Consider the following 22,595-nt stretch of genomic DNA (forward strand, 5'->3'; position numbering starts at 1 on the left):
TTAAGCACATAGTTGTTAGCAGTAAAAAATTACCGATGTCACTCACTGCTTATTGTTTCCTCGGTAGTAGGTAATACGGTAATTTTTACACTATCAATCTTATTGGCAATTTTCTTTAAAATTATTATTTTAAAGTTAAATATTTCAATTACTTCTCCTTGATTTGGAATTCTAGCAATTTTATGGATTATTAATCCTGCTATAGTGTTTGCATCCTCATCCGATAAATTCCAATCAAGTTCTCGGTTAATATCTCTAATAGTCGTAGTTCCTTTTATAATGAACTCGGTATCAGACTTCTTGATAATTTCATTATTAAGCCTATCATGTTCATCGGTAATAGGTCCTACGATTTCTTCTATAACATCTTCAAGAGTAATAATTCCCTGTAAATCGCCATATTCATCTACAACACAAGCAAAATGATTATTACGTTCTCTAAATGCATGTAGCTGGTCTACTACAAGTGCGTTCTCAGGGATAAACCAAGGTGGAGTTAGAAGTGTATTAATATCAACTTTTTTTGCATCATTATTATTTTCGTATAATGTCTTAAGCAAATCTTTTAGATTGAGAATCCCTATTATATTATCTCTATTATCTTGCCATAAAGGTATACGTGTATGAGTGCCAGATAATAAAGTTTTAATTATCACTTCATGAGGTAGGTCGATATTAAGTGCTATAATACTACTTCTGTGAGTCATAATTTCCGATACCGTCATATTACGTATATCTAATATCCCGCCGAGCATATTACGATCGGATTTATACACTCCGCCTTCTTGGTGGTAATGCTCAATCACGCCTCTTACTTCTTCCGTTCCTGATATTTGAGGACTTAAATTAATACGAAATATGAAGCAAAATATTTTTGTAATGTAATCAAGAGCAATATTAATAGGTTTAAAAAGCTTTAAAAATATTACGATAGTTGAAGCCATTTTTAATGCTAATTGTTCAGGTTTAGCAACGGCTATTGCTTTCGGTACTACTTCGGCAAAAACAATAATTATAAAAGCCATAACGCCGGAAGCAACAATAGGTCCATTATCTCCAAGAAAGCTAATAAAGAGAGTAGTAGCAATAGTAGTACAAACAGTATTGATTAGGCTATTACCGATTAGTAGGGTTCCTATGACTTTTTCTTTTTTCTTAAGAACCTCTAAAACTGTTTTAGCACGCTTATTACCGGTGATTTTAAGCTTATGAATCTTCCCTGGGGAAGAAGCGGTAATAGCAGTTTCGGTAGCAGCAAATAAAGCAGATAAGGCGATCATTATTATAATAACGATCACAAGTATGGTAGTCATTCTTGTTAAATATAAATTAACTATAAATGATTATATTAGGAATTAGAAATTTTGCCTAATGTTTTTTTATTATACTACGATAGAACTTCAAAAATTGGCTATGTCGTAGAGCTGCGGTACTCACGTAATAAGTCTACGATCCTCGCCTTGTGGATTTCTTGCTCTTTTTAAAGTTGGATCAAGATACTACTTATTCTTATAAGAGTATATTAGAGTCGTCTAGAGTGATCATTTGTTTTTTGATTCTTCTAAAAAGAGGCGTGATGAAATATAGAGAATTTATTCTTATCTAATATTTGCTTCCAGTATATTTTTTATATCATCTTCAGTGTATAAATACTCAGGTTGTTTTATATTTTCTATATTATAAATCCCTGCTTGAGCTTCAGTATCTTCAGTATTTATAACCGGTGATGATTTTTTAGGTATTTTTGACTTTATTAGCGATTTAATTAATTGTTTTTCTGCTTGCAGAGATTCTTCATACATTTTTTGTGTAATTCCTGGTTCTTCCCAGGGTTTTGTATTACTCACAGAAGCTTGTTGCTTCGGTTGAGTTATAGAAGGGACAGCAACCACTTGCTGTTCTTGCGTCATTGCTTCCGTAGTTGGAGTTGTGGATTCTTGAGTTTTAGGCTCTTCTTTTTTGCCGAATATTGTTTCTTTAAAACTAGTTACTATATCTTTAAAATAGTTAAAAACTCTTCTAAAAAAACTTGCTGTTGTGGTTGGTTTTCTTGTAGAGGTTCATATGGTGTTGTTTGTTCTTTTTGTATATCCTCAGCTCTATCATTTATAACCTTCTTTGTATTAAAATTAAAGTCAATAGGATTTACCTCAGTTTTACCTAAATCTTTTTGACATTGGTTAGATATTTGTGATAAATATTTTTAAAAGTTTTCAACAGCATTATTTGGATCTTTTAAGATTTCATTAATTTCAAGTTTCAATCCGTAAATTTGATCTTCATAGGTAATACCTAATGTAGCAGTTATAAGATTTGTTGCTTCATCCGTAGAGATAGGCCAAGTTTCTATAATTACTCTACCACCTTGATTTTTAGCTGTTTTTATGAGTTTGTCTAATTTTGCTTTGTCAGGTATCGTACCGGAGAGCAACTGGTCAATTTCACGATCATATACAAGATTGTTAAAAACAGATGTTACTAAACTTATATCCGTAATTGTAGTGGCTTTGTCTTTTGGTACTATACCATCGGCTATAGCTAAATTTTGATCTGTTTCATTTGTGAAAAAAACATGATCAACTTTTTCCATAACTTGCTTCCAATAAGCTTCCAGCTCAGGATTTTGGTTTAATGAATTATATTGATCAAAAGTAATAGTAGTTTTTATATTTAAATTTTGTGAATTAATTAAATCTTGTACCCGACAAATTAGTTTTACATTATTATTGTTAAGTTGAATGTTAAAAATCGATGTTTTACCCTCTTTGCGGGATTTTTCTAAGATTTCTGAAAAAATACGTTCTTTATCAGATATATGTGATTCTTTATTAACTTGAAGTGGGATAATAGGTAGTTTATTTTGAGCTTCCTGATTGTTTATTCTTTCTAATATCTGATCTTTATTGCCAAGTATAAAGAGTAAATATAATAGGCTCAGCCATTACTAACCTTTATTCAAAGAATCTATATATAATTATTAAAATTTTTGAGCTTTATCAAGTTATATTTAATAATCCGTGATTTAGCTTATATAATTTATCCATTTTATGTGCTAACTCATGGTTATGTGTTACCATAATGACGGCGGTATTTTGTTCTCTTGCTACTTTTAAAAATAAATTAAATACTTCATTTGTGGTTTTGGGGTCTAAATTACCTGTTGGTTCATCCGCCAAAATAATTTTCGGCTTATTAATTAAGCTCCGAGCTATAGCGATCCGTTGTTGTTCTCCTCCCGATAATTCTCCGGGCATATTATAGAGTTTTTGCCCAAGTCCTAAATCATCTAATATCTTTGTCGCATCTTCTATTGCTTCTTTTTGATCAAGACCGCTAATAAGTCTTGGCATAATAACATTGTCAAGAGCGGTAAAATCTTTAAGTAGGTGATGTTGTTGATAGATAAAACCTAAATAATGAAGACGAATGAGATGATATTTTTGATACTTGCTATTTGGTATGATGACTTGACCGTTTGTAGGTTTATCAAGCAAGCCAGCAATATGTAGTAAAGTCGATTTGCCGCTACCTGAAGAACCTATTATAGCGATTAATTCACCTTCATTAACCATTAGATTAAGATCATCTAGTACTCTCACAATAGTTTTGCCTTGGCTGTAATGTTTTGAGATATTTTTTAAAATAAGGACTGTATTATTCATATCTTAGGGCATCCACGGGATTTAATTTTGAGGCTCTATAAGAAGGATAAATTGTCGCAAGAAAACACAATATTATAGATAAAGAGGTAATTAACATAATATCCTCAGCTCTTACTTTTGAAGGTAAACTATAAAGAAAATAAATAGCTGCTTCAAAAATTTTAGTACCTGTTATACGCTCCAAATAATTTTTGATAGTTTGAATATTATAAGAGAAAGTAACACCAAGGATTACACCTAGTGTCGTGCCAAGTAATCCTATAAACATTCCGTTATAGATAAAAATAAGCATTATTTGCTTAGTGCTTGCTCCCATAGTTCTAAGAATTGCAATATCTGAAGTTTTATCTTTAACAAGCATAAATAAGCTTGAAATAATATTAAATGCAGCAACCGTAATAATTAAAGATAGAATAGTAAACATAGCCGTACGCTCAACAGCAAGGGCACTTAAAAATTGTGAATTTAAGGTTTGCCAATTAAATACGTATAGGTTTGGACCTAATAATGATTGTATTTTATATGAATATGCGAGAGCTTTATCGGGGTCTAGACTATTAATTTCGATTAAATTAATATCGTCACCGAGAGATAAGAAATTTTGTGCTGCGGTAAGCGGCATTAATATCGTTGTCAAATCATAATCATACATACCGCTATTGAAAATTGCGATAACTTTAAATTCTTTTGATCTTGGCATACTGCCAAAGGCGGTAGAAACTGAATTCGGTGAAATTAATCTAATCTTATCCCCAACAGTTACTCCTAAATTGCTTGCTAATTGTTCTCCGAGTGCTATTACGTTTTTGCCGTGAAAATTATCAAAACTACCAAAATTTACATTTTTAAAAATTTCATTTCTTAAACTTAAATCCTTTAATTTCATACCTTTAATAAGCACACCGCTATTATTACTTTTACCAAGAGCTAGAGCTTGACCGTGAGCAATGAATGTTACATGTTTTACGTAATCTTGTTTTAGGAGTTTAGTGTTAATTTTTTCATAGTTATCAATACTACCGCCTTGCCGATTTATTACTATATCCCCATTTAACCCAATAATATTTTTAGTAAGCTCTATATGAAAACCGTTCATAACGGACATGACTACTATCAATGCTGCAACGCCAATCATTACACCTACTAAAGAAAAGGCAGAAATAATAGAAACAAATTTTTCGTTTTTCTTAGCTCTAAAATATCTGAAAGCTATCTTGAAAATAAAATTGTTATTGATCATTATTTTACATCCAAACTGTCATTGCGAGGAGCGAAGCGACGCGGCAATCTAGTTTTTATTTCCTGAGAGATTGCCACGCTCCTTGTGGTCGCTCACAATGACGAAACAAAGACCTCTACACCCTATCAGAAATCTCAAAGACTTTATCGTACTTAAATAATTTAGGTAATGTTACTAACCCAAATAGCGTAACAATGGATATAGTAATGCCAAGAGGGGTAAAAGTACCGTTATATAAAAATCCTACTAATTGCAACCCAAATGCCGTTAAAATCAATCTAGCCGCAGTAAATATAGCCGTCATTCGAGCTTTGCCGTCTGGAATAGCTTCTAAAAGCAGTGGCCATAATATGTTAAGCGGATATGTCGCGCCAAGAGATAATAATAAAGTCACTATTGTTATAGTTAAAGGATTATTAATATTATAGATAACTAATATACTATTTCCTAGTAGGAATAGTATTATAAATATAACTCCAAAATAGAAGCAATTTCTAATGCCAAATTTTTTAAAACAATAACCACTTGAAAAGCTCATAATTGAGAATATAGCCGCTATTGCTCCTTGATAAAGTCCGAAATATTCTAAAGTTACACCTAAATCTTTCATATATAAAATAGGAGCAATCCCAATAAATATCCAATATCCTTGTGCAAGAAATATCATTGTAAGTATATAATATATAGCTTTTGGCGATTTGAAGATAGGTATATATTCTTTTAAGGAAATACGTATTTTTTTATTAACTTTTCTTTTCGGAATAAATAATATACCAAGAATGAGACTAATCAAACCTACTATAAGCAATAAAACAAAATTACCACGCCAGCCCCAAAATAAATTGATGTAGCTACCTATAACCGGTGCTATTGCCATAGAAAGTGTAATAGTGCCGTTTAAAACCCCCATTAATTTTTGCTGCTCTTGTACCGAATAAATATCGGCAAGAACAACATATACTAGCACTGCAACCGATGATATCCCACATCCTTGCAAAAATCTGCCAAATAATATGGCTTCATAATTATTTGCAAATACACAAAATAAACTACCAAGATTAAAAATCAGTAAACCGAGTATAATAATCGGTTTGCGTCCGTACCTATCTCCTAAATTACCGACTATAAGCGAAGTAATACAATAAGCGGTTAGATTTACACCGAGTAGTAGTTCCGTCATAAAAGTTGAAAGGTTGAATGTATCTTGTATTTCAGGGAAGCTTGGAACGAATAAATCTACTTCTGCTCCGGCGAGTATTTCCATGATGATTATGGTAATAAGTAATTTCATAAGTAATTGTTAGTTTTAGATTGCATTAACGATATCATTCCAGCGAGGCGTTGCTGCGTGGATCGATTCCATCCCTGTCATCCTACGATTTGATCGCGTGATCCAGTCTTTATGTAACTTTTTCTGGATGGCGTGGTCAAACCACGGCATGACAATAATTCATTTCTTACTGGATTACTGCTTCCACAGGAATGACAATGTATTGTTTTACTAAAGAAAGAATAAACGAATATTTATACTCGTCTAGCAATTTTTATGTATCAAGAGTATATACATGACACGATAACAGGAAGTGAAAGCAGAAACTTCTAGTGATATATGTTAAGAATAATTATTCCTAACATATGGGATTATTAACAAAATAAATTTTAAAGCTAATTAAATTTACTTTTACTGTAAATTATAAAACTTTTTTGAAATAGGATTAACTATTCTTTTAAAAATCTTATTAATTTTCGCTAAAAATTCTTTTTAATTATCAATTAGAATTATTTTGTTAACAGTTCCCTATCAATTTTAAAAATCAATTAAAATATTACTGATTAATTCCTAAAGCTTGTTTTTGAGCATCGGTAGCATGCTCCATTACCCACTTTTGGACATCAGGACTTAACGTATTATACTGATCTGCTGTTAAGCTAGCAACCCAAGCTTGTTGATCGTCAGTACTCATAGCTTGTATTTGGGCTGTTGTAACTGAAGCTGGGTCAGGTCTTTGCGTTGATGAAGCAAATACTGGGCTTGCGAAAGCTAAAATTAATAAAATTTTTAATAAACTTTTCATTTTGTAAACCTTTTTTATTTTGTAATTGCGATTATAACAAGGCTACAGTAGCTTTCAAGCTAAATTATATTAAACATTTAAATTTTTTATACTAATAGAACTTTTATTGTGACAAATATATCAATTATATGCTGTATTGTCATACCCGTGAGGTATTGTTGAGTGGACCGGTTTATTCGTCATTGCAAGGAAATTGCATAGCAATTGACGAAGCAATCTAATAAAAAATTCTGATTTACAGAATTTTTTTAATCTTTTTCTAGATTGCACGCAGTCTATGACTGCTCGCAATGACGGGGTGGTATTCCACGCAACAATGACATAGCCCTTTATACTGTTAACTGTTCTCTGCAAATATTGCGATAGATTTCTGAGTTTTTAGATAAATTATTATGTGATCCTTCAGCAACTATTTCGCCTTTATCTACTACTAAGATATTATCAGCAGATTCTATACTACTAATCCGGTGGGCAATTGATATAATAATTTTTCCTTTCATTATGTTTCTTATAGAATTTAATAATTTCTGCTCGCTCATCGTATCTAAAGCACTCATTGCTTCATCAAGAAGTAGGATTTGTGGTTTATGTAGTAATGCTCTAGCAATGGCTATCCTTTGTTTTTGTCCTCCTGATAATCGAACGCCTTTTTCACCTATTTTAGCATTGATGCCGTCATGAAGTGTAGCAGAAAATTCTTCTATTCCGGTAATTTTTAGTATCTCATTTATTTCGTCGTCGTTTGCTTCATTATTACCGAATATAATATTAGACCTTATAGTGCCGGAAAAAATGCTAGCTTCTTGAGGAATATAGGCAATTAATGTACGAATTTCAGTAGGATTTAAGAGAGTTATATCTTGATCGTTAATAAAAATAGTACCGCTTTCTTGCCGGTAAAAACTTAGCAATAACTGCATCAAAGTACTTTTTCCTCCGCCTGATCTTCCTACAATACCAACAAACTTATTAGAATTGATCTTAAAAGACATATTATGGATAATTCTTAAATTAGGTCTTGAATGATAGGTAAAATCAACATTTCTAAATTCTATTGATACTGCGTCGGCATTATTTAACTCTAAATAATTATTATGTGTTATAGGCGTCTTATCTATAATTTTAATTATTCGCTCAAGGGCTGTAACAGGCAAATGTATTTCGCTTAGTAGCTCAAAAATGCTGCTGCAGCTAACTCCGGCAATAATTGCATAATAAATAAACGATATAATTTGTCCTGCAGATAAATTCCCTTTGACTATATCCAAAGCTCCAATCCAAACAACTAAAGTAATTGCAAGAAATATAACGGCTATTGAAATTGCAAAGAATAAAGCACGAATTTTTAAACGGGTTTTGCAGTATGTTAAATAGTTTTGTAGTTTAGTATCAAAAGCGGCAATTTTATTTGTTTGATTGTTAAAAACATAGATAGTTCTAATATTATTAAAAGTTTCATCAATATCCGATGCTAAAAGTGACTTAGATTCTAGAGCTTTTTTAGATAAAGCCTTAACATGCTTGCCGAATTTAATTAAAGGCATTAATAAGATAGGAATGGTAATAATTACTATAGAAGCGAGTTTAAAGCTTTCAAAAAACATTAAAGTAACGCCGCCAATTAACATCACTGAATTGCGAATAAAAAAAGATAAGAAATTAACTATGAGCGTAGATATTTGATCTATATCATTTGTTAGGCGTGAAATTATATCGCCGATTTTTAGTTCTTCAAACTCTTCAATTTCATAATTCATTAAATTACTATAAGCATCTTTTCTTATTTGATTAACTGCCTTTTCAGCAATATTATTGATAAAATATGAACGGAAAAAACTAGCAATACTTAAGATGATAATTAATAAACAAATATATAATATAGATTTATCAACCGATAAAATATGGCCTTGGCTTAAGCCGTTATCAACTAAATTCCTAAAAACACTACCGATTAGTAATAATGAAGCTGATACGCTAAGTAAAGAAATCATAACGATGATCAAGTCTTTTTTATAGAACTTTAAATACTTAATCATTCTACATAAAAGTTTGATATCCATAAGAAAAAATGTCATTGCAAGTGACTAAAAAGAGTGTGGCAATCTCAGGACATTTGTGCTAGATTGCCGCGTCGCTTCGCTCCTCGCAATGACGGCAACAATCCAAAAATATGGGGCGAGTGACGGGTTTCGAACCCGCGACCCTCAGAACCACAACCTGATGCTCTAACCAACTGAGCTACACCCGCCATAAATTAACAACGTAAATTTAGATTATCAGAAGGATTTAGTCAAGAATATTTATCGTATTAACATTTGACTTATATATTGTAACTATATATAGTTACAATATGAATCAGTATATAACACTTATAAATAAAGCTAAACAAAATCCTAAAGGATTCAGTGTCTCTGAATTTCATACTTTAATGATTCAGTGTGGTTGGATTAAAGATAGACAAAAAGGTAGCCATCAGATTTGGTACTTACCAAAAGGAGATAGATTATCTATTCAAACTTTTGGAAATATGGCAAAAGAATATCAAGTTTGACAATTTTTAAACTTTGAAAAAGGAAATGAAGATGAAAACAAATGACGCATTTGACGGGTTTACTATAGAGCTTTTTAAAGATCAGGATGGAGATTGGCTAGCAAGATTTGAAGAGCTACCGAACGTATCGGCTTTTGGCAATTCGCCTGAAAAAGCACTACAAGAATTACAACAAGCTTGGACTTTAATGAAAGAAAGTTATATAAGTCATAATCAATCTATTCCTTTAGCACCCTTTAGGAAAGAGTATAGCGGGCAGTTTAATGTTAGAGTAGATAAACGTGTGCATCGAGCTTTAGTACTTGAAGCACTTAGAGCAAAAATTAGTTTAAATGCTCTAGTATCTCAAAAATTAACTTTATCGGTAAACAATGAAAAAAGCAGTTATTCTAGTTAGCGGTGGGGCAGACTCTGCTACGGTTCTTGCGATAGCAAGAGAAATGGGGTATGAAATTCATGCTATGAGTTTTAATTACGGACAATGTAATAATGCAGAGCTTCGGAAAGTTAAGGAGCTTATAAAAGAATATAACGTCAAGCAGCATAAGATTGTTGATATAGATTTACGAGCTTTCGGTGGTTCTGCTTTAACCGATGATAATATAGATGTTCCGCATTATCACGATGTAAACGAACTACCTGAAGATGTGCCGGTTACTTACGTGCCTGCTCGTAATACGATATTTTTAAGCTATGCACTAGGGTATGCAGAAGTAATAGGAGAAAAAGATATTTTTATAGGTGTGCATACAAGCGATTCGGCAAATTATCCTGATTGTCGTCCTAAATATATTAAATCTTTTGAAAAAATGGCAAATTTAGCAACCAGTATGGGCATACAGGGTAAAAAAATTACTATTCATACGCCTTTAATTGATATGACTAAAGAGCAAATAATTAGAACCGGTCTTAAGCTTGGTGTAGATTACAAAAATACTATATCATGTTATGAACCTACTGAAGATGATTCATCTTGCGGTAATTGCCTTGCTTGTAGGATAAGGCTTGATGCTTTTAAAAAGAATAATATACAAGACCCAATTAAATATGTATGATAAATACTGCTTGTATTTCAAGAATTGCTCTTTCATTTTATCAAGGACTCGTGATGCTCACGTACTATGTGTATGCTCCCGCTCACTCGCCTATCAAAATATGAAATACAAGCAAGTATAACGACTTGAAGTATTATGATAGATAGAGGATATTTATATGCTCCTTTTCCTGTACTTGATTTAGAAAATATAGTACTAAGGGAATTAGCGGAAAGTGATGTACAAGATTATTTTAATTATATGAGTAAGTCGGACATGGCTATTTATATAACTGATAGTAATAGACCTAAAGACTTAGAAGAAGCTAGAGAAGAAATACGTTATTGGTCTAGTTTATATAAAAATCATAGAAGCTTTTATTGGGGAATTGCCCTTAAAGACGATAATAAATTAATAGGTACTGCCGGTTTTAATATAATAAATCTAGAACATCATAGAGCAGAGATAAGTTATGATCTAGATCCTAATTTTTGGGGTCAAGGTATGATGTTAAAATCTATAAAGAATATTTTAAAATTTGCTGATTATATAGGCATTGTAAGAGTCCAAGCAACAGTAATTACTGATAATTTTCGTTCAATTAATCTTCTTGAGAGATGCGGTTTTGCTAGGGAGGGAATCCTTAAGAAATACGAAATAGTTGCAAATGAGCATAAAGATTATTATATGTATGGTAGGGTTGTATGAATTGTACTGTCATCCCGTGGTCAAGCCACGGGATGACAGTGAGTATAAACATAAAAAAGAAAGTTAATGGTAGTAGAAGCTGATAAAAAAGAATTGATTTGTTCGTTTTGTAGTAAAAAACAACATGAAGTAAAAAAACTGATAGCAGGTCCTGCAGTATTTATTTGTGATGAATGTATAGATTTATGTACGGATATTATGAAAGAAGAAAGTAAAGTTGCGTTAAAGCAAATTACTTCTTCAATTCCAACGCCGCAAAAAATATGTGCAATTCTAAACGATTACGTAGTTGGGCAAGACCAAGCTAAAAAGATTTTAGCAGTAGCGGTTTATAACCATTATAAGAGACTTGAATATGTACAATCCGGCAATAATGATGTTGAGCTTAATAAGTCAAATATTTTATTGATTGGTCCTACCGGTTCAGGAAAAACTTTACTTGCTCAAACGCTTGCTAAAATTCTAGACGTACCTTTTACTATAGCGGATGCTACTTCTTTAACGGAAGCCGGTTATGTCGGTGAAGATGTTGAGAATATATTACTACGCTTATTGATAGCAGCTGAGTTTAATATAGCAAAAGCACAAAAAGGTATAATTTATATTGACGAGGTTGATAAAATTGCCCGTAAATTGGAGAATCCTTCTATTACACGGGATGTATCGGGCGAAGGAGTACAGCAGGCATTACTTAAAATTATGGAAGGAACAGTTGCTTCCGTGCCTCCTCAAGGCGGTAGGAAACACCCGCAACAAGATTTCGTACAGTTAGATACTTCAAATATCTTATTTATTTGTGGTGGTGCTTTTATGGGGGTTGATAGCATTATAACCTCAAGAACTAATCATAGTTCTATAGGCTTTGCAGCTAATGTAAATATAGATAAAGAGAAAAATAATAGTGAGATTCTTAAATCCCTAGAGATTGAGGATTTAACTAAATTCGGTTTAATCCCTGAATTTATCGGTAGGTTACCTATCGTGACTACTTTAGATGAGTTAGACAAAGAAGCTTTAATTACAATTCTCACTAAGCCTAAGAACGCCATAGTAAAGCAATATAAGAAACAATTTGAGCTTGATGATACTGAGCTTGTAATTGAGAATTCTGCACTAGAAGCTATTGCTGAAAAAGCTTTAGCTAAAAAGACTGGAGCAAGAGGGCTTCGTTCAATACTTGAGCATCTTTTGCTTGATAGTATGTATAAAGTTGCTGAGCTAAAAAAACAGCGTGTTACTATTACAAAAGAGGTAGTTAACGGCTTAGTAGAACCGATAATGACCTCTCTTATTTCTACAAAATCAAACAAAAAACAACCGATTATTGAAGATATACCGGCGTAAATATTGTTTCCTCTCTATGTAATTCTTACGGGTTGCCTACGTGTATCGCAAAACGCATTCGGTGTCATCCCGTGGCTTGACCACGGTATCTAAAAAACAGCTTAAAGTACCAATAATTTTAGTATTTTTAACTGGATCCCGTGGTCAAGCCACGGGATGACACCGAATAGTTATCCTAAACTAGTATTATAACGGTTTAAATACCATTAAGAAAAAAATAATAATCAAACTGATAAATGCTTGCCAGCCTAGGTAGAACCATAATTTAAATAATTTATAATATTTTTCCGGTAGGGGAGTTCACTGTTTTTATGTTTCAAGTGCCATATTTCGTAGTTGAATTTGAATCCATACCACCGGAAGCCAACAACTACCGGCGATTATATATCCGATATAAGTTAAGATAAGCCATAAATTAGAATAATTATAGCCAAGCATATTTATAATATTATGCCGCTAACCGGTTGAATTATCACAGTTGGAGTAGTACAAAGAAGATCAGCTATAACTGTAGTGCGAGCTACATATGCCTTTGCATTCAAATCGCCGGTTTTATTTGCCCACCACATAAAAAAAGCAGTACCGATTCTAGTACCAAATAGAATGGTAGAGCTAATAATATGAATAGTTTTTATAAAAAGATAATCCATTATTTATCTCGTTCTATCGCCATTAATACTAAAGTAAGTAATATTATTGGAATATTTTTAAATATCGGACCAAGCGGATCTAGCAACAATATTGGCTTAAGATATGTTAATAGTAGAGTATAAGTTAGTATTAATAAAATTTGTAAACTACATATTCTACTTATTTTATTTTTGATAATTAGTAGCATGCCAAGAATAATATCCGTAAAGCAGCTTCCATATAATATGTAAGGTGCTATTTGTTTATTAAATCCTAGTGATATTATAATTTGCATACTAGCATCATCAGCAAAAATGCTTGAAATAATTCCTGTCATGATCCAAAATAACCCTAAGACAATTTTTATCACAGGTTTTAGCAAATAAAGCCTAGCGTGCCATATGGATTGTACGGTTAAAGGTTTGGTTGCAAAACCTTGTTGCAAGTTTCTAGGGATTATAGAAGTAAAATCGATAAAATCTTTTTTATCAGCAATATTAGGTTGAAGTAATATATTATACGCAGTAGAATTAATAGGTCCTATTTTTAGAAAATTCCCTAATTTAGCTGCTATTTTAATGAATATTAGAGGAATTTTAATTAGTCTTCCAGGATTACTCCAAGCCATCTTCTAAATCCAAGCAAGATATCCTTCATGGTAACTATGTCTGGTCCAACTATTTTTAATAATTTGTGGATTTTTCCTTCCATTCCTATACAGTGAATAATTACTTTCGTTAAATCATCAATATGAATAGGTTGAAATTGTTGTAAACCATCGCCTATTAAAGGAATAAAATACGGTAATGTTGCAAGATCCCTAAATAGTGAGGTACCACCGTAATAACCACTTTCGTAAACAAGAGATGGCTGTAAAATCACCCAATCTATATTTTCTAATTTTTGTAAATATTCTTCAGTTGCTTTTTTAGTTAAAGCATAAGCAGTGTTTTTTTCATCATCTATTCCAAGAGCTGCAATATGCATAATTCTTTTTATGTTAGTAAGGGTGCAAGCCTTAAATAGAGCATTTGGACCATTGACATGAACATTTTCAATATTATTGCATAACTAGATGTTAATACACCTGATACATTAATAACTATATCTATGTTATTTAATCTATTTATCCAGTTTTGTGGTGTTAGCTCTATATTAAAATTACAATATATCACTTCTGTAGTAGGGCATTTTGTCCTGCTAGATTCAACATCTCTAATACAGCATATTACTTGAAAAAATGGTATATATCGCAATGATCTATATCAGGGGCTTTATTATAATTTTTGTCCCTTTGATTACAGAAACAGTTAGAAAAGTACAGTTATACTGTACAGCTTCCTAAAAATCCAAATGTTCCTTACAGAATTGCAATATTATGCAGACATGATCGTTTGGCCTATATGAGGATACAGCAAGCAGCGAATAATCTTGGGTGGGCATCATTATTTATTTCAATAAGCACTAATATGCATCCGATAGATATTTTAAGAATGTATAGTATAGTTAGGCAATTTAATCCTGATTTTACTATATCTGCAGCTGATTTTGGTAAGGTTGGGGATATTAGACACTATTTTATTTTACATTTTTCTTGTCTGAGAAATAATGCTAAATATTTGATAGATATTGCTTTGGTTCCCTATTATTGTCCTAAACCTATTAAATCTGATGGATTGCTTGCTGTTACGGATTTTTAAAAAATTAATCAATATTATGAAGATATGTCCATACCTATAATTGATTTCAAGTTTTCACGAACTAAAACAGAGTTTATTAAAATTAATTATTCGAGGTTATTTATGTGTGGTTATAATTAGGATAATACTCGCTCTGGTCTCAAATATAAAAAATTATATAAACTACTTGATAAACGTAAGGATGTATACATGTATGGTCCTAGAGCAGGTTGGTTACTGCTTAATTCCTATAGAGGATTTATACCTTATGACGATCAGTTATTTGTTGATACAATAAGAAAAAGTGGTATTGGTTTAGCATTGCATTCAGAAGATTATATTATGGACAACTTTCCTTCCGGACGAGTTTTAGAACTTGTGAGTTCTTCAGCATTGGTAATTATTGACGAAATGCCATGGGCAAAAGAAACTTTTGGTGATAATATATTATATATAGAAACTTTAAACAAATCTCCTGAGGAAATATACTCTAAAATAAATCAGCATTTAGAATGGATTAAGTCTCATCCTGAAGAAGCTTATGAAAAGGCAAAAAAAAGCTCATCAGATTTATCTCGATAAATTTACTATGGAACAAATCCTTACACACGTAGCTAATATGCATAATAATATTGTAAGCCGGGAGCATTAGGGGGTAGAGAGTATATAAAGTTATACTTTTTTTATGATTATTTGGGGAACAATAAATGTGTACGACTCTTTATTTATCCGTTTTTTTAATTATAGATTTTTACCTGTAGCAAAAATTACTAAACTGGATGTTATTAGTGATGAAAACCTGCAGGTCGGTAAGTTGGAGATGAGTAAACATAAGGTTGTTTTTGCTAGCATTACTAAGGAGTAATGCTCCTCATTTACCAAACTCAATGCGTCATATAGAATATATAGGACAGTTTTTTCAGATTACGGAATAATAATTTTTGAAAATGATTCTACCGATTCTACAAAATTAATGTTAAACTTGTGGCAGTTAATAAATCATAAAGTAAAAATTATATCACAGGACTGTTTTAACCAAAACAGAACTTCTATAAAGCTCCTAGCGGATATGATATAATAATTATTCTCGATATGGATATAGGTTACGGTATTGATATTAGGGGAATATGAGACAGTTTTAGCAAAATTGATCGTTGGGCTGTTGTATGCTCAAACGGAATATTTAACCATCAAGGGCAAATGTATGATGCTTGCGCATTTCGTAATGAAGAATTTTCCTATACACCACACGAGTATAGCCTAAAAACCGGTAAGAGTTATTTTGATACGGCAAACCTTGCTCTAATGCAGAAAATATATCCTCCGGATTCAGATTTACTACCGGTAAATTCGTGTTTTAAGAGTCTTGCCATATAAAAAAATTCTTCGAAAACTGTTTTTACGATTCTATAAAAGAAGATTGAGAACATGTGTATCTGCATGAGTGTATGCGTTCTAAGCATAATGCAAGGATATGTATGAATCCAGCACAAATTATCCGTTATGAGCATTATAGGTAAAGTTATAGTATACCTCTATAATTTTTCTTCTATTTGTGGTGGATTTGCTGCTTCTACTTCGATAATCTCAGATTTAGAGGAAACGATTTGATAACGCTCTAAGGTAGCAGGCATGGCTTTATTCCCTGAATCAATGCCAAGCTTGTTAATGTTCTTCACTCTTGACATAAAATTACGATTAAACGAGGCAGCAAATTTATCATAATTAGTAACCATATTTTGTAGATTATTACCGATCTTTTGAGAATAATCAGCCATAGTACCTATAGAGCTTAATAGCTTTCTTACTTCTTCAATGATTACCTTATAATTTTCTGAACGACGATGATCGGTAATTTGAAATTTTGCAAATGATAGCATATTCATAAGCCCAGCAGGTCCTACGGGAAAGATATTACAGCTCCAAGCTTTTTGTAAAAATTCATGGTCGGCTGCAATGACTTTCTCGACCGCTTGTTCAGTGGGTAAAAACATTAAAGTAATAACATTGTTAAAGCTCTGATCCTTTTTGTGTAGATTAGTTAAAATATTTGCAGCATAGTCTTTATTAGCTAGAGATTTTAAATGATAATTCATAGTTTTGCTAAGATTCCCACTATTATCCTGCTCATCAACTAGAAACTTTGAAGCTTTGGAATCAATGACCATTAAATTATCGGAAGGAAGAAAAATAAGAGCATCAGGTCTTAGCTTCCCGCTATCTGTTGTAGTTAGACCGTATTGCATAATGAAATCTAGGTTAGGACGTAAGCCTGACGATTTTAGGATATTCTCAAGTGTAATTTCAGCAAGTAACCCCGCACCGATAGGAGAAAGTAGCGACTGTTTTATCAAATCAACTGTACCTTTTGATTGCTCTATATCTTTATATAATGCTCCTACCATAGTAATTAACCTCTCAAACTCGCTATTAAATTTTCCTGAAGCAGTAGCGATATTTTTCTCGGCCAGCTCTCTTGACGCCGTGTTTTCCATTTTATGTATCTCTATTAATTGCTTGGACAAATCTTTCCCAAGGTCAAATAAAGCAGCTTTAGCCGATGCAAATGATTCTTCTCTTATTTTTTCTGAATCCTTAATAGTCTGTTCTTGATATTCTACTTTGCACTTCAATTGCTCAATTTTTTGCAAACATCCTATTTTTTCTTGGTTCAATAATTGGTTGTTATTGCTAATTTCTAAATTCTGCTCTGATAAGAATTGTAGTTGCATTTTTAAGGTTTTAGTTTTTACATAAAACAAAATGATTAAAGCTAGTAAAATAAGCAGAATAGCTGCGGTAACCGGTAATAAATAAGGCATATGTTTTGTAATTTATGTGACCATTTCGTTATAAATATCGGAACAGTCTTAACCATTTCGACATTTACTTATCATATTTTTATGAATTTATAGCATTACCCGTAGATTGTCATCCTAGCTAACTTGATCGCGGGATCCAGTTAAAAAATACTAGTATTTTTTATTGTTTTTATGGATACCGTGGTCAAGCCACGGTATGACAGCGGTGGGTGCAACACTTATAGAGATATTATAATGGATAGGTTATATAAAAAGCAAGTTGAAGAATATCTAACAAATTACGGTAAACTTGTATTTATAAGCGGAGCAAGGCAGGTAGGAAAGACTGACAATATCAAAACAAGTAATCAAGCCTAATCCCAATTCAATTTACCTAAATTGGGATTATCTTGAATATAGAAATAAAATCTTAAATAAACATACAGAACTTTTTGAAAAGTTACTTTCTACTATATCCGATAAGAAACCATGTTTAATATTAGATGCAATTCATAAATATAAAGATTGGAAAAATCTTGTAAAAGGATTTTATGATAAATTCGGAGAACATATTGAATTTATTATAATAGGTAGTGCTAAATTATATATATAAAAGGCGGATAGCCTAATGGGGCGTTATATAAATTTAACCGTGCATCCATTATCGGTATCTGAAATAGCTAAAAATTTTGATAATAACATTGATTATATAAAAAGCCCTCAAAATATCACTATAGATGAATTTGAAGCTTTAATAAATTTTGGAGGATTTGCAGAAAGTTATTTAAAAGCAAGCACTAAATTTCATAGAATATGGAGTAATCAAAGATTCGAGCAATTATTTAGAGAAGATGTAAGAAATACTGAACATATAAACAATATTTATGCGTTAGAATTACTTGCTACCATTATAAACGAACAAGCCGGTTCATTAATAAACTATACAAATCTTGCTAACGAAGTTAGGGTTTCAGACCAAATAATAAGAAGATGACGCTCTTTGCTAGAAAAGCATTATTATTGTTTTACCATCAAACCTTGGTCTAAAAATGTTGTAAAGAGCTTGATAAAAGAGCCAAAAATTTACCTTTGGGATTGGTCGCAAATAAAAGATATAAGAGCGAGATTTGCAAATCTTGTAGCTGTTCACTTTTTAAAAGCAGTATATTTTTGGAACGAAACAGGGTTTGGTGATTTTGGTTTATACTATCTGCGTGATAAAAAAAACGTGAAGTCAATTTAGTAATAACAAAAGATAATCAACCATGGATTTTAGTGGAAGCAAAAGTAAGTGACTAAACCGTTTCTTCAAGCTTAAAATATTTTCATGAATTACTTAAACCTGAATTTAGCTTTCAAGTGGTTCAAAATAAACAAGCTATTTCGGGCTCTTGCTTTGATAAACCGGGTTATGGATAGTGCCGGCTATTACTTTCTTATCTCAATTTGTTTGATATGAATTTTTGCAAAAAAGGTAATTTAGTCAAATGTAAATCATATGACTATTTTGTTACTTATATCGAAATAATCTTAACCATTTCAACATTTAATTATAAGCCATATCCTCGCACATACCAATAAATGTAGCTGAATTGACTATATTCACTTTATCTTCTAGAGGTCCGAATGGCTGAGCCGGTTTTAATAATTCCGGCGTTAATATAAATTTGGTTTTTTTCTCGATATTAGATAAAAAAGGTAAATGTAAGCTATGGGAATGCTCTATCACTGCATACTTATCCCATTCTGGATATTGCCTATTTAGATTTCCTATAGGATCAGCGGGACCATAAACCTCTATACTACCGAATCTATATTTTTTTAAAGGATATAATTCATTATCATAAAATGAACTCTTCGGATACTTATCTCGAGCTGCTAAATTAGTATATATAAATTTGTCTTGTTCTTTATGCAAAATGAAAATATCTAAACAAGCTTTTTTGCATATATTATAAGCTCTCTCGTAGGAAACAGTATAACCGAGTTGCTCAAATTGCAGTAATATTTGTTGCAGAAATATTTCGTCTGCATACATAATACCGATGTCTAAATCATCGTCAAAATGAATTATACCTTGATGTCTAACGGCTCCAAGCAGAGTGCCGCCTTCTATCTAATAATTAATATTATTCTTATCAAGTAGCTCATGAGTATCTTTCATTAGCTGATAAAGGGCAATAGCTTTTGTCTCGCTAATTCTATATTTTTTTACTTGTTCATCACTTAAGGTTACATATTGCCAGTCATGTTCTAATATATAAGCATAAAAAAATATACCGGCAAATATAATTAATATTAGGACTATAATATTTTTAAAGGATAACATTGACTTTAATTTTATCACCTTGGCCCTCAAATTGTATTTCTTCTGCTGATGTGACGTTTTTTAAATCTTCCGTTAGCTCTTCAGATAATTCTATGCCGCTAACTTCAAGCAATTTTATTGGAGCTTTTATAGATAGATTCTTCTCAGCTTTGAATTTTCTGACGATATCTAGGATTTCAATTAATCCTTCCGATTGTGTTACATCGATTCCATAGTTTAAGTCACCGTAATTAACCCAGTTACCTTTAACGTGAATAGAATTCTCACTATATAATCTCTGATATAACTCTTCAGTAATATGGGGTATAAACGGTGCAAATAGTTTCAGTAAAATTTGCATCACATGATATAAAGTTAATATGCTACTATATTGTCCTTGTGGGTTTTTATTTGCCTCGTCATAGCTTCTTGTTTTACTTATCTCTAAATAATTATCACAAAATATTACCCAAAAAAACTTTTCCGTCAGATGCATAGCATTTGCATACTCATAGTTTTGTAACTCATTTGTTGCCGCGTTAACTAATTCCACTAACTTATTAATCATCCACTGATCCAATTCATTAGTGATGTGTTCTTTAATATCGAACAAGCTTGCTTTTTTATCTTCACCTTTCAGTTTGTCAAAATGTATAGAAACAAACTTAGCGGCATTCCACAACTTATTAACAAGTCGTTTGCCGTTTTTCATAAAGTCTTCAGAATAGGCGGTATCAGCACCTAGTTTTGAATTTGCCGACCAATAACGTATTACATCGGAACCGTACTGCTCTAGCAGCTTTTCAGGAACTAAAACATTGCCCTTAGATTTTGACATTTTACTTCGATCTTCAGCTAAACACCAACCACTTACCATGATATTTTTCCACGGTAGAGTATTTTGGTGTAGATGAGCTTTTAAGATAGTATAAAATGCCCAAGTTCTGATAATTTCGTGTGCTTGCGGTCTTAAATCCATCGGGAATAATTTATCGTGTCTATCTTTATTAACAGCGAAATTGTCAGAGATACCATGCGTCGAAAGTTGAGGTGAAACAGAGCTTGTTGCCCAAGTATCCATAACATCTAAATCAGGCTCTACTTCCTCCTTACTATAACCTATAGGTAAATCTTTTAAGGGATCGACAGGTAGCTGCGAAATATCAGCATATAAAATCTTACCTTCTTCGCCGACTCTTTTAGAGTACCAAACAGGGAAAGGCACACCAAAATAACGCTGCCTACTTATGCACCAATCCCAACTAATGGCATTAATCCAATTCTCTAAACGAACTTTCATATTGTTAGGACGCCAGTTTAGTTCGTTTGCTCTTTTAAGTAATGCTTCTTTATGTGATATCGTTTTAACGAACCATTGCGGCACCGTTAGTATCTCAAGAGGAGCACCAGACCTCTCAGCACATTTAACGGTTTGGGTAATTTCTTCTTGTTTAGTAAGCAACTCTTGTTCTTTTAAAATATCTATTATTTTTATTCGTGCTTCTTTAATTTGCAAACCGTCTATAGCAATATTGTGATGGAAATTTATTGTACCTTTTTTAGTGATAATAGTTTTTAAAGGTAGATTATGCGTCTTCCACCAAGTAATATCCGTTTGATTACCAAATGTACAGCACATAACTAAACCTGTACCTTTATCTTGTTGTACTAAAGGAGAGGCAAGCAGCGGAACTTGCCCATTAAAAAGCGGGGTTATAGCTGATTTACCTGCTAGATGCTTATAACGCTTGTCATCAGGGTGATAAAATACGGCGACGCAAGCAGGCAATAACTCAGGTCTGGTAGTTGCTATAGTAAGAGACTCTCCTTGCTCAGTTTTAAAAATAATATAATTCATGAAAGAGGTTTTTTCCTTATCCTCAATATCGGCTTGAGCAAGAGCCGTACAATCTACCGGATCCCACAATATTGGCTGATCATTACGATAAATTTTACCTTTCTTAACTAAATCAAGAAAAGACATTTGTGATATTTTTCGTGATAACGGACTGATAGTTTGGTACTCTAAACTCCAGTCAACTGATAAAGCTATTTGGTTAAATATGCTTCTAAACTTCTCTTCTTCACTTGCTACTACCTCTTCACAAATTTTTATAAACTCGTCTCTGCCCATATTATAAGCTTTGATCTGCTTCTGTTTTTCAACAAGTCTCTCGGTTGGTAGACCATTATCGTCAAAACCCATAGGATAAAAGATATTTTTACCGATCATACGCTTAAATCGTACTATAAAATCCGTTTGCGTATAGCTGTAAACATGCCCGATATGTAACTGCCCTGAAACTGTTGGAGGCGGCGTATCAACTACATAAGTTTCTTCTTTTGAAATATTTGGATCATACGCATAAATTTGCTGCTCTTGCCAAATTTGCTGCCATTTTTTTTCATTTTCTGTAAAATTATAATTTTTCGGAAATTCTTGCATAGATTTTATAGTTGATTCAGGAATCTTATTATAAAGGTTATATGCGATTATGACAATAGAACTATTGCTAATAATTTTTAGTAAATAATAAACCTATAATTGAAAATATAAAAATCC

22 protein-coding genes, 1 tRNA gene and 3 pseudogenes are annotated in these 22,595 nt (G+C 32.2%); 12 read left to right on the forward strand and 14 right to left on the reverse strand.

What is annotated here, in order from left to right:
• Window positions 1-38 precede the first annotated feature (38 nt).
• The 8 genes and pseudogenes from ACKTSD_RS02580 to ACKTSD_RS02615 all read right to left on the reverse strand — a co-directional run bounded on the left by ACKTSD_RS02580 (window position 39) and on the right by ACKTSD_RS02615 (window position 9,225).
• Window positions 39-1,313: an HlyC/CorC family transporter gene (locus ACKTSD_RS02580; protein ID WP_412707868.1), complete on the reverse strand. Its 1,275-nt coding sequence runs from the start codon at window positions 1,311-1,313 to the stop codon at window positions 39-41.
• A gap of 254 nt (window positions 1,314-1,567) precedes the next feature.
• Window positions 1,568-2,942 (reverse strand): annotated as a pseudogene (locus ACKTSD_RS02585) (Ulp1 family isopeptidase); the annotation flags it as partial.
• Between the two features lie 54 nt (window positions 2,943-2,996).
• Window positions 2,997-3,662, reverse strand: a complete 666-nt coding sequence (locus ACKTSD_RS02590) for an ABC transporter ATP-binding protein (protein ID WP_412707869.1) — start codon at window positions 3,660-3,662, stop codon at window positions 2,997-2,999.
• Window positions 3,655-4,902: a lipoprotein-releasing ABC transporter permease subunit gene (locus ACKTSD_RS02595; RefSeq protein ID WP_412707870.1), complete on the reverse strand. Its 1,248-nt coding sequence runs from the start codon at window positions 4,900-4,902 to the stop codon at window positions 3,655-3,657. The genes ACKTSD_RS02590 and ACKTSD_RS02595 overlap by 8 nt, the downstream gene beginning before the upstream one ends.
• A 115-nt stretch (window positions 4,903-5,017) precedes the next feature.
• Complete coding sequence (locus ACKTSD_RS02600; RefSeq protein ID WP_412707871.1) at window positions 5,018-6,193, reverse strand: multidrug effflux MFS transporter; 1,176 nt, start codon at window positions 6,191-6,193, stop codon at window positions 5,018-5,020.
• 535 nt (window positions 6,194-6,728) lie between these two features.
• The gene (locus ACKTSD_RS02605; RefSeq protein ID WP_412707872.1) at window positions 6,729-6,977 is read right to left on the reverse strand and encodes a DUF2673 domain-containing protein; all 249 of its coding nucleotides are present in this window, start codon (window positions 6,975-6,977) and stop codon (window positions 6,729-6,731) included.
• 329 nt (window positions 6,978-7,306) lie between these two features.
• Window positions 7,307-9,037 (reverse strand): ABC transporter ATP-binding protein, encoded by a 1,731-nt coding sequence (locus ACKTSD_RS02610; protein WP_412707958.1) that lies wholly within the window; start codon window positions 9,035-9,037, stop codon window positions 7,307-7,309.
• A gap of 111 nt (window positions 9,038-9,148) precedes the next feature.
• Window positions 9,149-9,225: transfer RNA gene (locus ACKTSD_RS02615), tRNA-His, on the reverse strand.
• Between the two features lie 102 nt (window positions 9,226-9,327).
• Here ACKTSD_RS02615 and ACKTSD_RS02620 point away from each other — a divergent pair.
• The 5 genes from ACKTSD_RS02620 (at window position 9,328) to clpX (ending at window position 12,614) form a co-directional block, all read left to right on the forward strand.
• Window positions 9,328-9,528: a type II toxin-antitoxin system HicA family toxin gene (locus tag ACKTSD_RS02620; protein ID WP_412707873.1), complete on the forward strand. Its 201-nt coding sequence runs from the start codon at window positions 9,328-9,330 to the stop codon at window positions 9,526-9,528.
• Between the two features lie 31 nt (window positions 9,529-9,559).
• The gene (locus ACKTSD_RS02625) at window positions 9,560-9,925 is read left to right on the forward strand and encodes a toxin-antitoxin system HicB family antitoxin (protein WP_412707874.1); all 366 of its coding nucleotides are present in this window, start codon (window positions 9,560-9,562) and stop codon (window positions 9,923-9,925) included.
• On the forward strand, window positions 9,900-10,583 hold the full coding sequence (queC, locus tag ACKTSD_RS02630; protein WP_412707875.1) for a 7-cyano-7-deazaguanine synthase QueC: 684 nt from the start codon (window positions 9,900-9,902) through the stop codon (window positions 10,581-10,583). The genes ACKTSD_RS02625 and queC overlap by 26 nt, the downstream gene beginning before the upstream one ends.
• Before the next feature lie 135 nt (window positions 10,584-10,718).
• Window positions 10,719-11,270, forward strand: coding sequence for a GNAT family N-acetyltransferase (locus ACKTSD_RS02635; protein WP_412707876.1), 552 nt, complete (start codon window positions 10,719-10,721; stop codon window positions 11,268-11,270).
• A gap of 66 nt (window positions 11,271-11,336) precedes the next feature.
• Complete coding sequence (gene clpX / locus ACKTSD_RS02640; protein WP_412707877.1) at window positions 11,337-12,614, forward strand: ATP-dependent Clp protease ATP-binding subunit ClpX; 1,278 nt, start codon at window positions 11,337-11,339, stop codon at window positions 12,612-12,614.
• Window positions 12,615-12,800: 186 nt separating this feature from the next.
• Here clpX and ACKTSD_RS02650 read toward each other — a convergent pair.
• The 3 genes and pseudogenes from ACKTSD_RS02650 to ACKTSD_RS02660 form a co-directional block, all read right to left on the reverse strand.
• Window positions 12,801-13,264 (reverse strand): annotated as a pseudogene (locus ACKTSD_RS02650) (DUF2269 family protein).
• Window positions 13,264-13,872 (reverse strand): DoxX-like family protein, encoded by a 609-nt coding sequence (locus tag ACKTSD_RS02655; RefSeq protein WP_412707878.1) that lies wholly within the window; start codon window positions 13,870-13,872, stop codon window positions 13,264-13,266. The pseudogene ACKTSD_RS02650 and the gene ACKTSD_RS02655 overlap by 1 nt, the downstream one beginning before the upstream one ends.
• Window positions 13,845-14,231, reverse strand: a complete 387-nt coding sequence (locus ACKTSD_RS02660; protein ID WP_412707879.1) for a Rossmann-fold NAD(P)-binding domain-containing protein — start codon at window positions 14,229-14,231, stop codon at window positions 13,845-13,847. Before ACKTSD_RS02660 ends, ACKTSD_RS02655 begins: the two co-directional genes overlap by 28 nt.
• 416 nt (window positions 14,232-14,647) lie before the next feature.
• Between ACKTSD_RS02660 and ACKTSD_RS02665 the strand changes: the two genes are divergently transcribed.
• From ACKTSD_RS02665 to ACKTSD_RS02675, 3 genes are all read left to right on the forward strand, one after another.
• The gene (locus ACKTSD_RS02665) at window positions 14,648-14,944 is read left to right on the forward strand and encodes a hypothetical protein (RefSeq protein ID WP_412707880.1); all 297 of its coding nucleotides are present in this window, start codon (window positions 14,648-14,650) and stop codon (window positions 14,942-14,944) included.
• A 189-nt stretch (window positions 14,945-15,133) separates the two neighbouring features.
• Complete coding sequence (locus tag ACKTSD_RS02670; protein ID WP_412707881.1) at window positions 15,134-15,505, forward strand: hypothetical protein; 372 nt, start codon at window positions 15,134-15,136, stop codon at window positions 15,503-15,505.
• Window positions 15,506-16,123: 618 nt separating this feature from the next.
• The gene (locus ACKTSD_RS02675; protein ID WP_412707882.1) at window positions 16,124-16,300 is read left to right on the forward strand and encodes a hypothetical protein; all 177 of its coding nucleotides are present in this window, start codon (window positions 16,124-16,126) and stop codon (window positions 16,298-16,300) included.
• 158 nt (window positions 16,301-16,458) lie between these two features.
• On the opposite strand, the gene ACKTSD_RS02680 is transcribed toward ACKTSD_RS02675, so the two are convergent.
• Window positions 16,459-17,745 (reverse strand): DNA recombination protein RmuC, encoded by a 1,287-nt coding sequence (locus tag ACKTSD_RS02680; protein ID WP_412707883.1) that lies wholly within the window; start codon window positions 17,743-17,745, stop codon window positions 16,459-16,461.
• A gap of 171 nt (window positions 17,746-17,916) precedes the next feature.
• Here ACKTSD_RS02680 and ACKTSD_RS02685 point away from each other — a divergent pair, with 171 nt between their 5' ends.
• From ACKTSD_RS02685 to ACKTSD_RS02700, 4 genes are read left to right on the forward strand one after another with little or no spacing between them, the layout of a single operon-like run.
• Window positions 17,917-18,102: a hypothetical protein gene (locus ACKTSD_RS02685; RefSeq protein ID WP_412707884.1), complete on the forward strand. Its 186-nt coding sequence runs from the start codon at window positions 17,917-17,919 to the stop codon at window positions 18,100-18,102.
• Window positions 18,103-18,112: 10 nt separating this feature from the next.
• The gene (locus tag ACKTSD_RS02690) at window positions 18,113-18,337 is read left to right on the forward strand and encodes an AAA family ATPase (protein WP_412707960.1); all 225 of its coding nucleotides are present in this window, start codon (window positions 18,113-18,115) and stop codon (window positions 18,335-18,337) included.
• A gap of 15 nt (window positions 18,338-18,352) precedes the next feature.
• The gene (locus tag ACKTSD_RS02695; RefSeq protein ID WP_412707885.1) at window positions 18,353-18,718 is read left to right on the forward strand and encodes a DUF8612 domain-containing protein; all 366 of its coding nucleotides are present in this window, start codon (window positions 18,353-18,355) and stop codon (window positions 18,716-18,718) included.
• A 6-nt stretch (window positions 18,719-18,724) separates the two neighbouring features.
• On the forward strand, window positions 18,725-18,967 hold the full coding sequence (locus ACKTSD_RS02700) for a hypothetical protein (protein ID WP_412707886.1): 243 nt from the start codon (window positions 18,725-18,727) through the stop codon (window positions 18,965-18,967).
• Window positions 18,968-19,270: 303 nt separating this feature from the next.
• Here ACKTSD_RS02700 and ACKTSD_RS02705 read toward each other — a convergent pair.
• A pseudogene (locus ACKTSD_RS02705) lies at window positions 19,271-20,071 on the reverse strand (LicD family protein).
• Window positions 20,040-22,478, reverse strand: coding sequence for a valine--tRNA ligase (locus ACKTSD_RS02710; protein ID WP_412707887.1), 2,439 nt, complete (start codon window positions 22,476-22,478; stop codon window positions 20,040-20,042). The pseudogene ACKTSD_RS02705 and the gene ACKTSD_RS02710 overlap by 32 nt, the downstream one beginning before the upstream one ends.
• Between the last annotated feature and the right edge of the window lie 117 nt (window positions 22,479-22,595).

This window comes from Candidatus Rickettsia kedanie, from assembly GCF_045865205.1.
Lineage (GTDB): Bacteria > Pseudomonadota > Alphaproteobacteria > Rickettsiales > Rickettsiaceae > Rickettsia > Rickettsia australis.

What these genes read in the sequence shown, in the direction of transcription:
- ACKTSD_RS02580 (WP_412707868.1), bottom strand. Translation starts at nt 1,313, where the DNA reads ATGACTACCATACTTGTGATCGTTATTATAATAATGATCGCCTTATCT.
- ACKTSD_RS02590 (WP_412707869.1), bottom strand. Translation starts at nt 3,662, where the DNA reads ATGAATAATACAGTCCTTATTTTAAAAAATATCTCAAAACATTACAGC.
- ACKTSD_RS02595 (WP_412707870.1), bottom strand. Translation starts at nt 4,902, where the DNA reads ATGATCAATAACAATTTTATTTTCAAGATAGCTTTCAGATATTTTAGA.
- ACKTSD_RS02600 (WP_412707871.1), bottom strand. Translation starts at nt 6,193, where the DNA reads ATGAAATTACTTATTACCATAATCATCATGGAAATACTCGCCGGAGCA.
- ACKTSD_RS02605 (WP_412707872.1), bottom strand. Translation starts at nt 6,977, where the DNA reads ATGAAAAGTTTATTAAAAATTTTATTAATTTTAGCTTTCGCAAGCCCA.
- ACKTSD_RS02610 (WP_412707958.1), bottom strand. Translation starts at nt 9,037, where the DNA reads ATGGATATCAAACTTTTATGTAGAATGATTAAGTATTTAAAGTTCTAT.
- ACKTSD_RS02620 (WP_412707873.1), top strand. Translation starts at nt 9,328, where the DNA reads ATGAATCAGTATATAACACTTATAAATAAAGCTAAACAAAATCCTAAA.
- ACKTSD_RS02625 (WP_412707874.1), top strand. Translation starts at nt 9,560, where the DNA reads ATGAAAACAAATGACGCATTTGACGGGTTTACTATAGAGCTTTTTAAA.
- queC (WP_412707875.1), top strand. Translation starts at nt 9,900, where the DNA reads ATGAAAAAAGCAGTTATTCTAGTTAGCGGTGGGGCAGACTCTGCTACG.
- ACKTSD_RS02635 (WP_412707876.1), top strand. Translation starts at nt 10,719, where the DNA reads ATGATAGATAGAGGATATTTATATGCTCCTTTTCCTGTACTTGATTTA.
- clpX (WP_412707877.1), top strand. Translation starts at nt 11,337, where the DNA reads ATGGTAGTAGAAGCTGATAAAAAAGAATTGATTTGTTCGTTTTGTAGT.
- ACKTSD_RS02655 (WP_412707878.1), bottom strand. Translation starts at nt 13,872, where the DNA reads ATGGCTTGGAGTAATCCTGGAAGACTAATTAAAATTCCTCTAATATTC.
- ACKTSD_RS02660 (WP_412707879.1), bottom strand. Translation starts at nt 14,231, where the DNA reads ATGCATATTGCAGCTCTTGGAATAGATGATGAAAAAAACACTGCTTAT.
- ACKTSD_RS02665 (WP_412707880.1), top strand. Translation starts at nt 14,648, where the DNA reads ATGAGGATACAGCAAGCAGCGAATAATCTTGGGTGGGCATCATTATTT.
- ACKTSD_RS02670 (WP_412707881.1), top strand. Translation starts at nt 15,134, where the DNA reads ATGTATGGTCCTAGAGCAGGTTGGTTACTGCTTAATTCCTATAGAGGA.
- ACKTSD_RS02675 (WP_412707882.1), top strand. Translation starts at nt 16,124, where the DNA reads ATGTATGATGCTTGCGCATTTCGTAATGAAGAATTTTCCTATACACCA.
- ACKTSD_RS02680 (WP_412707883.1), bottom strand. Translation starts at nt 17,745, where the DNA reads ATGCCTTATTTATTACCGGTTACCGCAGCTATTCTGCTTATTTTACTA.
- ACKTSD_RS02685 (WP_412707884.1), top strand. Translation starts at nt 17,917, where the DNA reads ATGGATACCGTGGTCAAGCCACGGTATGACAGCGGTGGGTGCAACACT.
- ACKTSD_RS02695 (WP_412707885.1), top strand. Translation starts at nt 18,353, where the DNA reads ATGGGGCGTTATATAAATTTAACCGTGCATCCATTATCGGTATCTGAA.
- ACKTSD_RS02710 (WP_412707887.1), bottom strand. Translation starts at nt 22,478, where the DNA reads ATGCAAGAATTTCCGAAAAATTATAATTTTACAGAAAATGAAAAAAAA.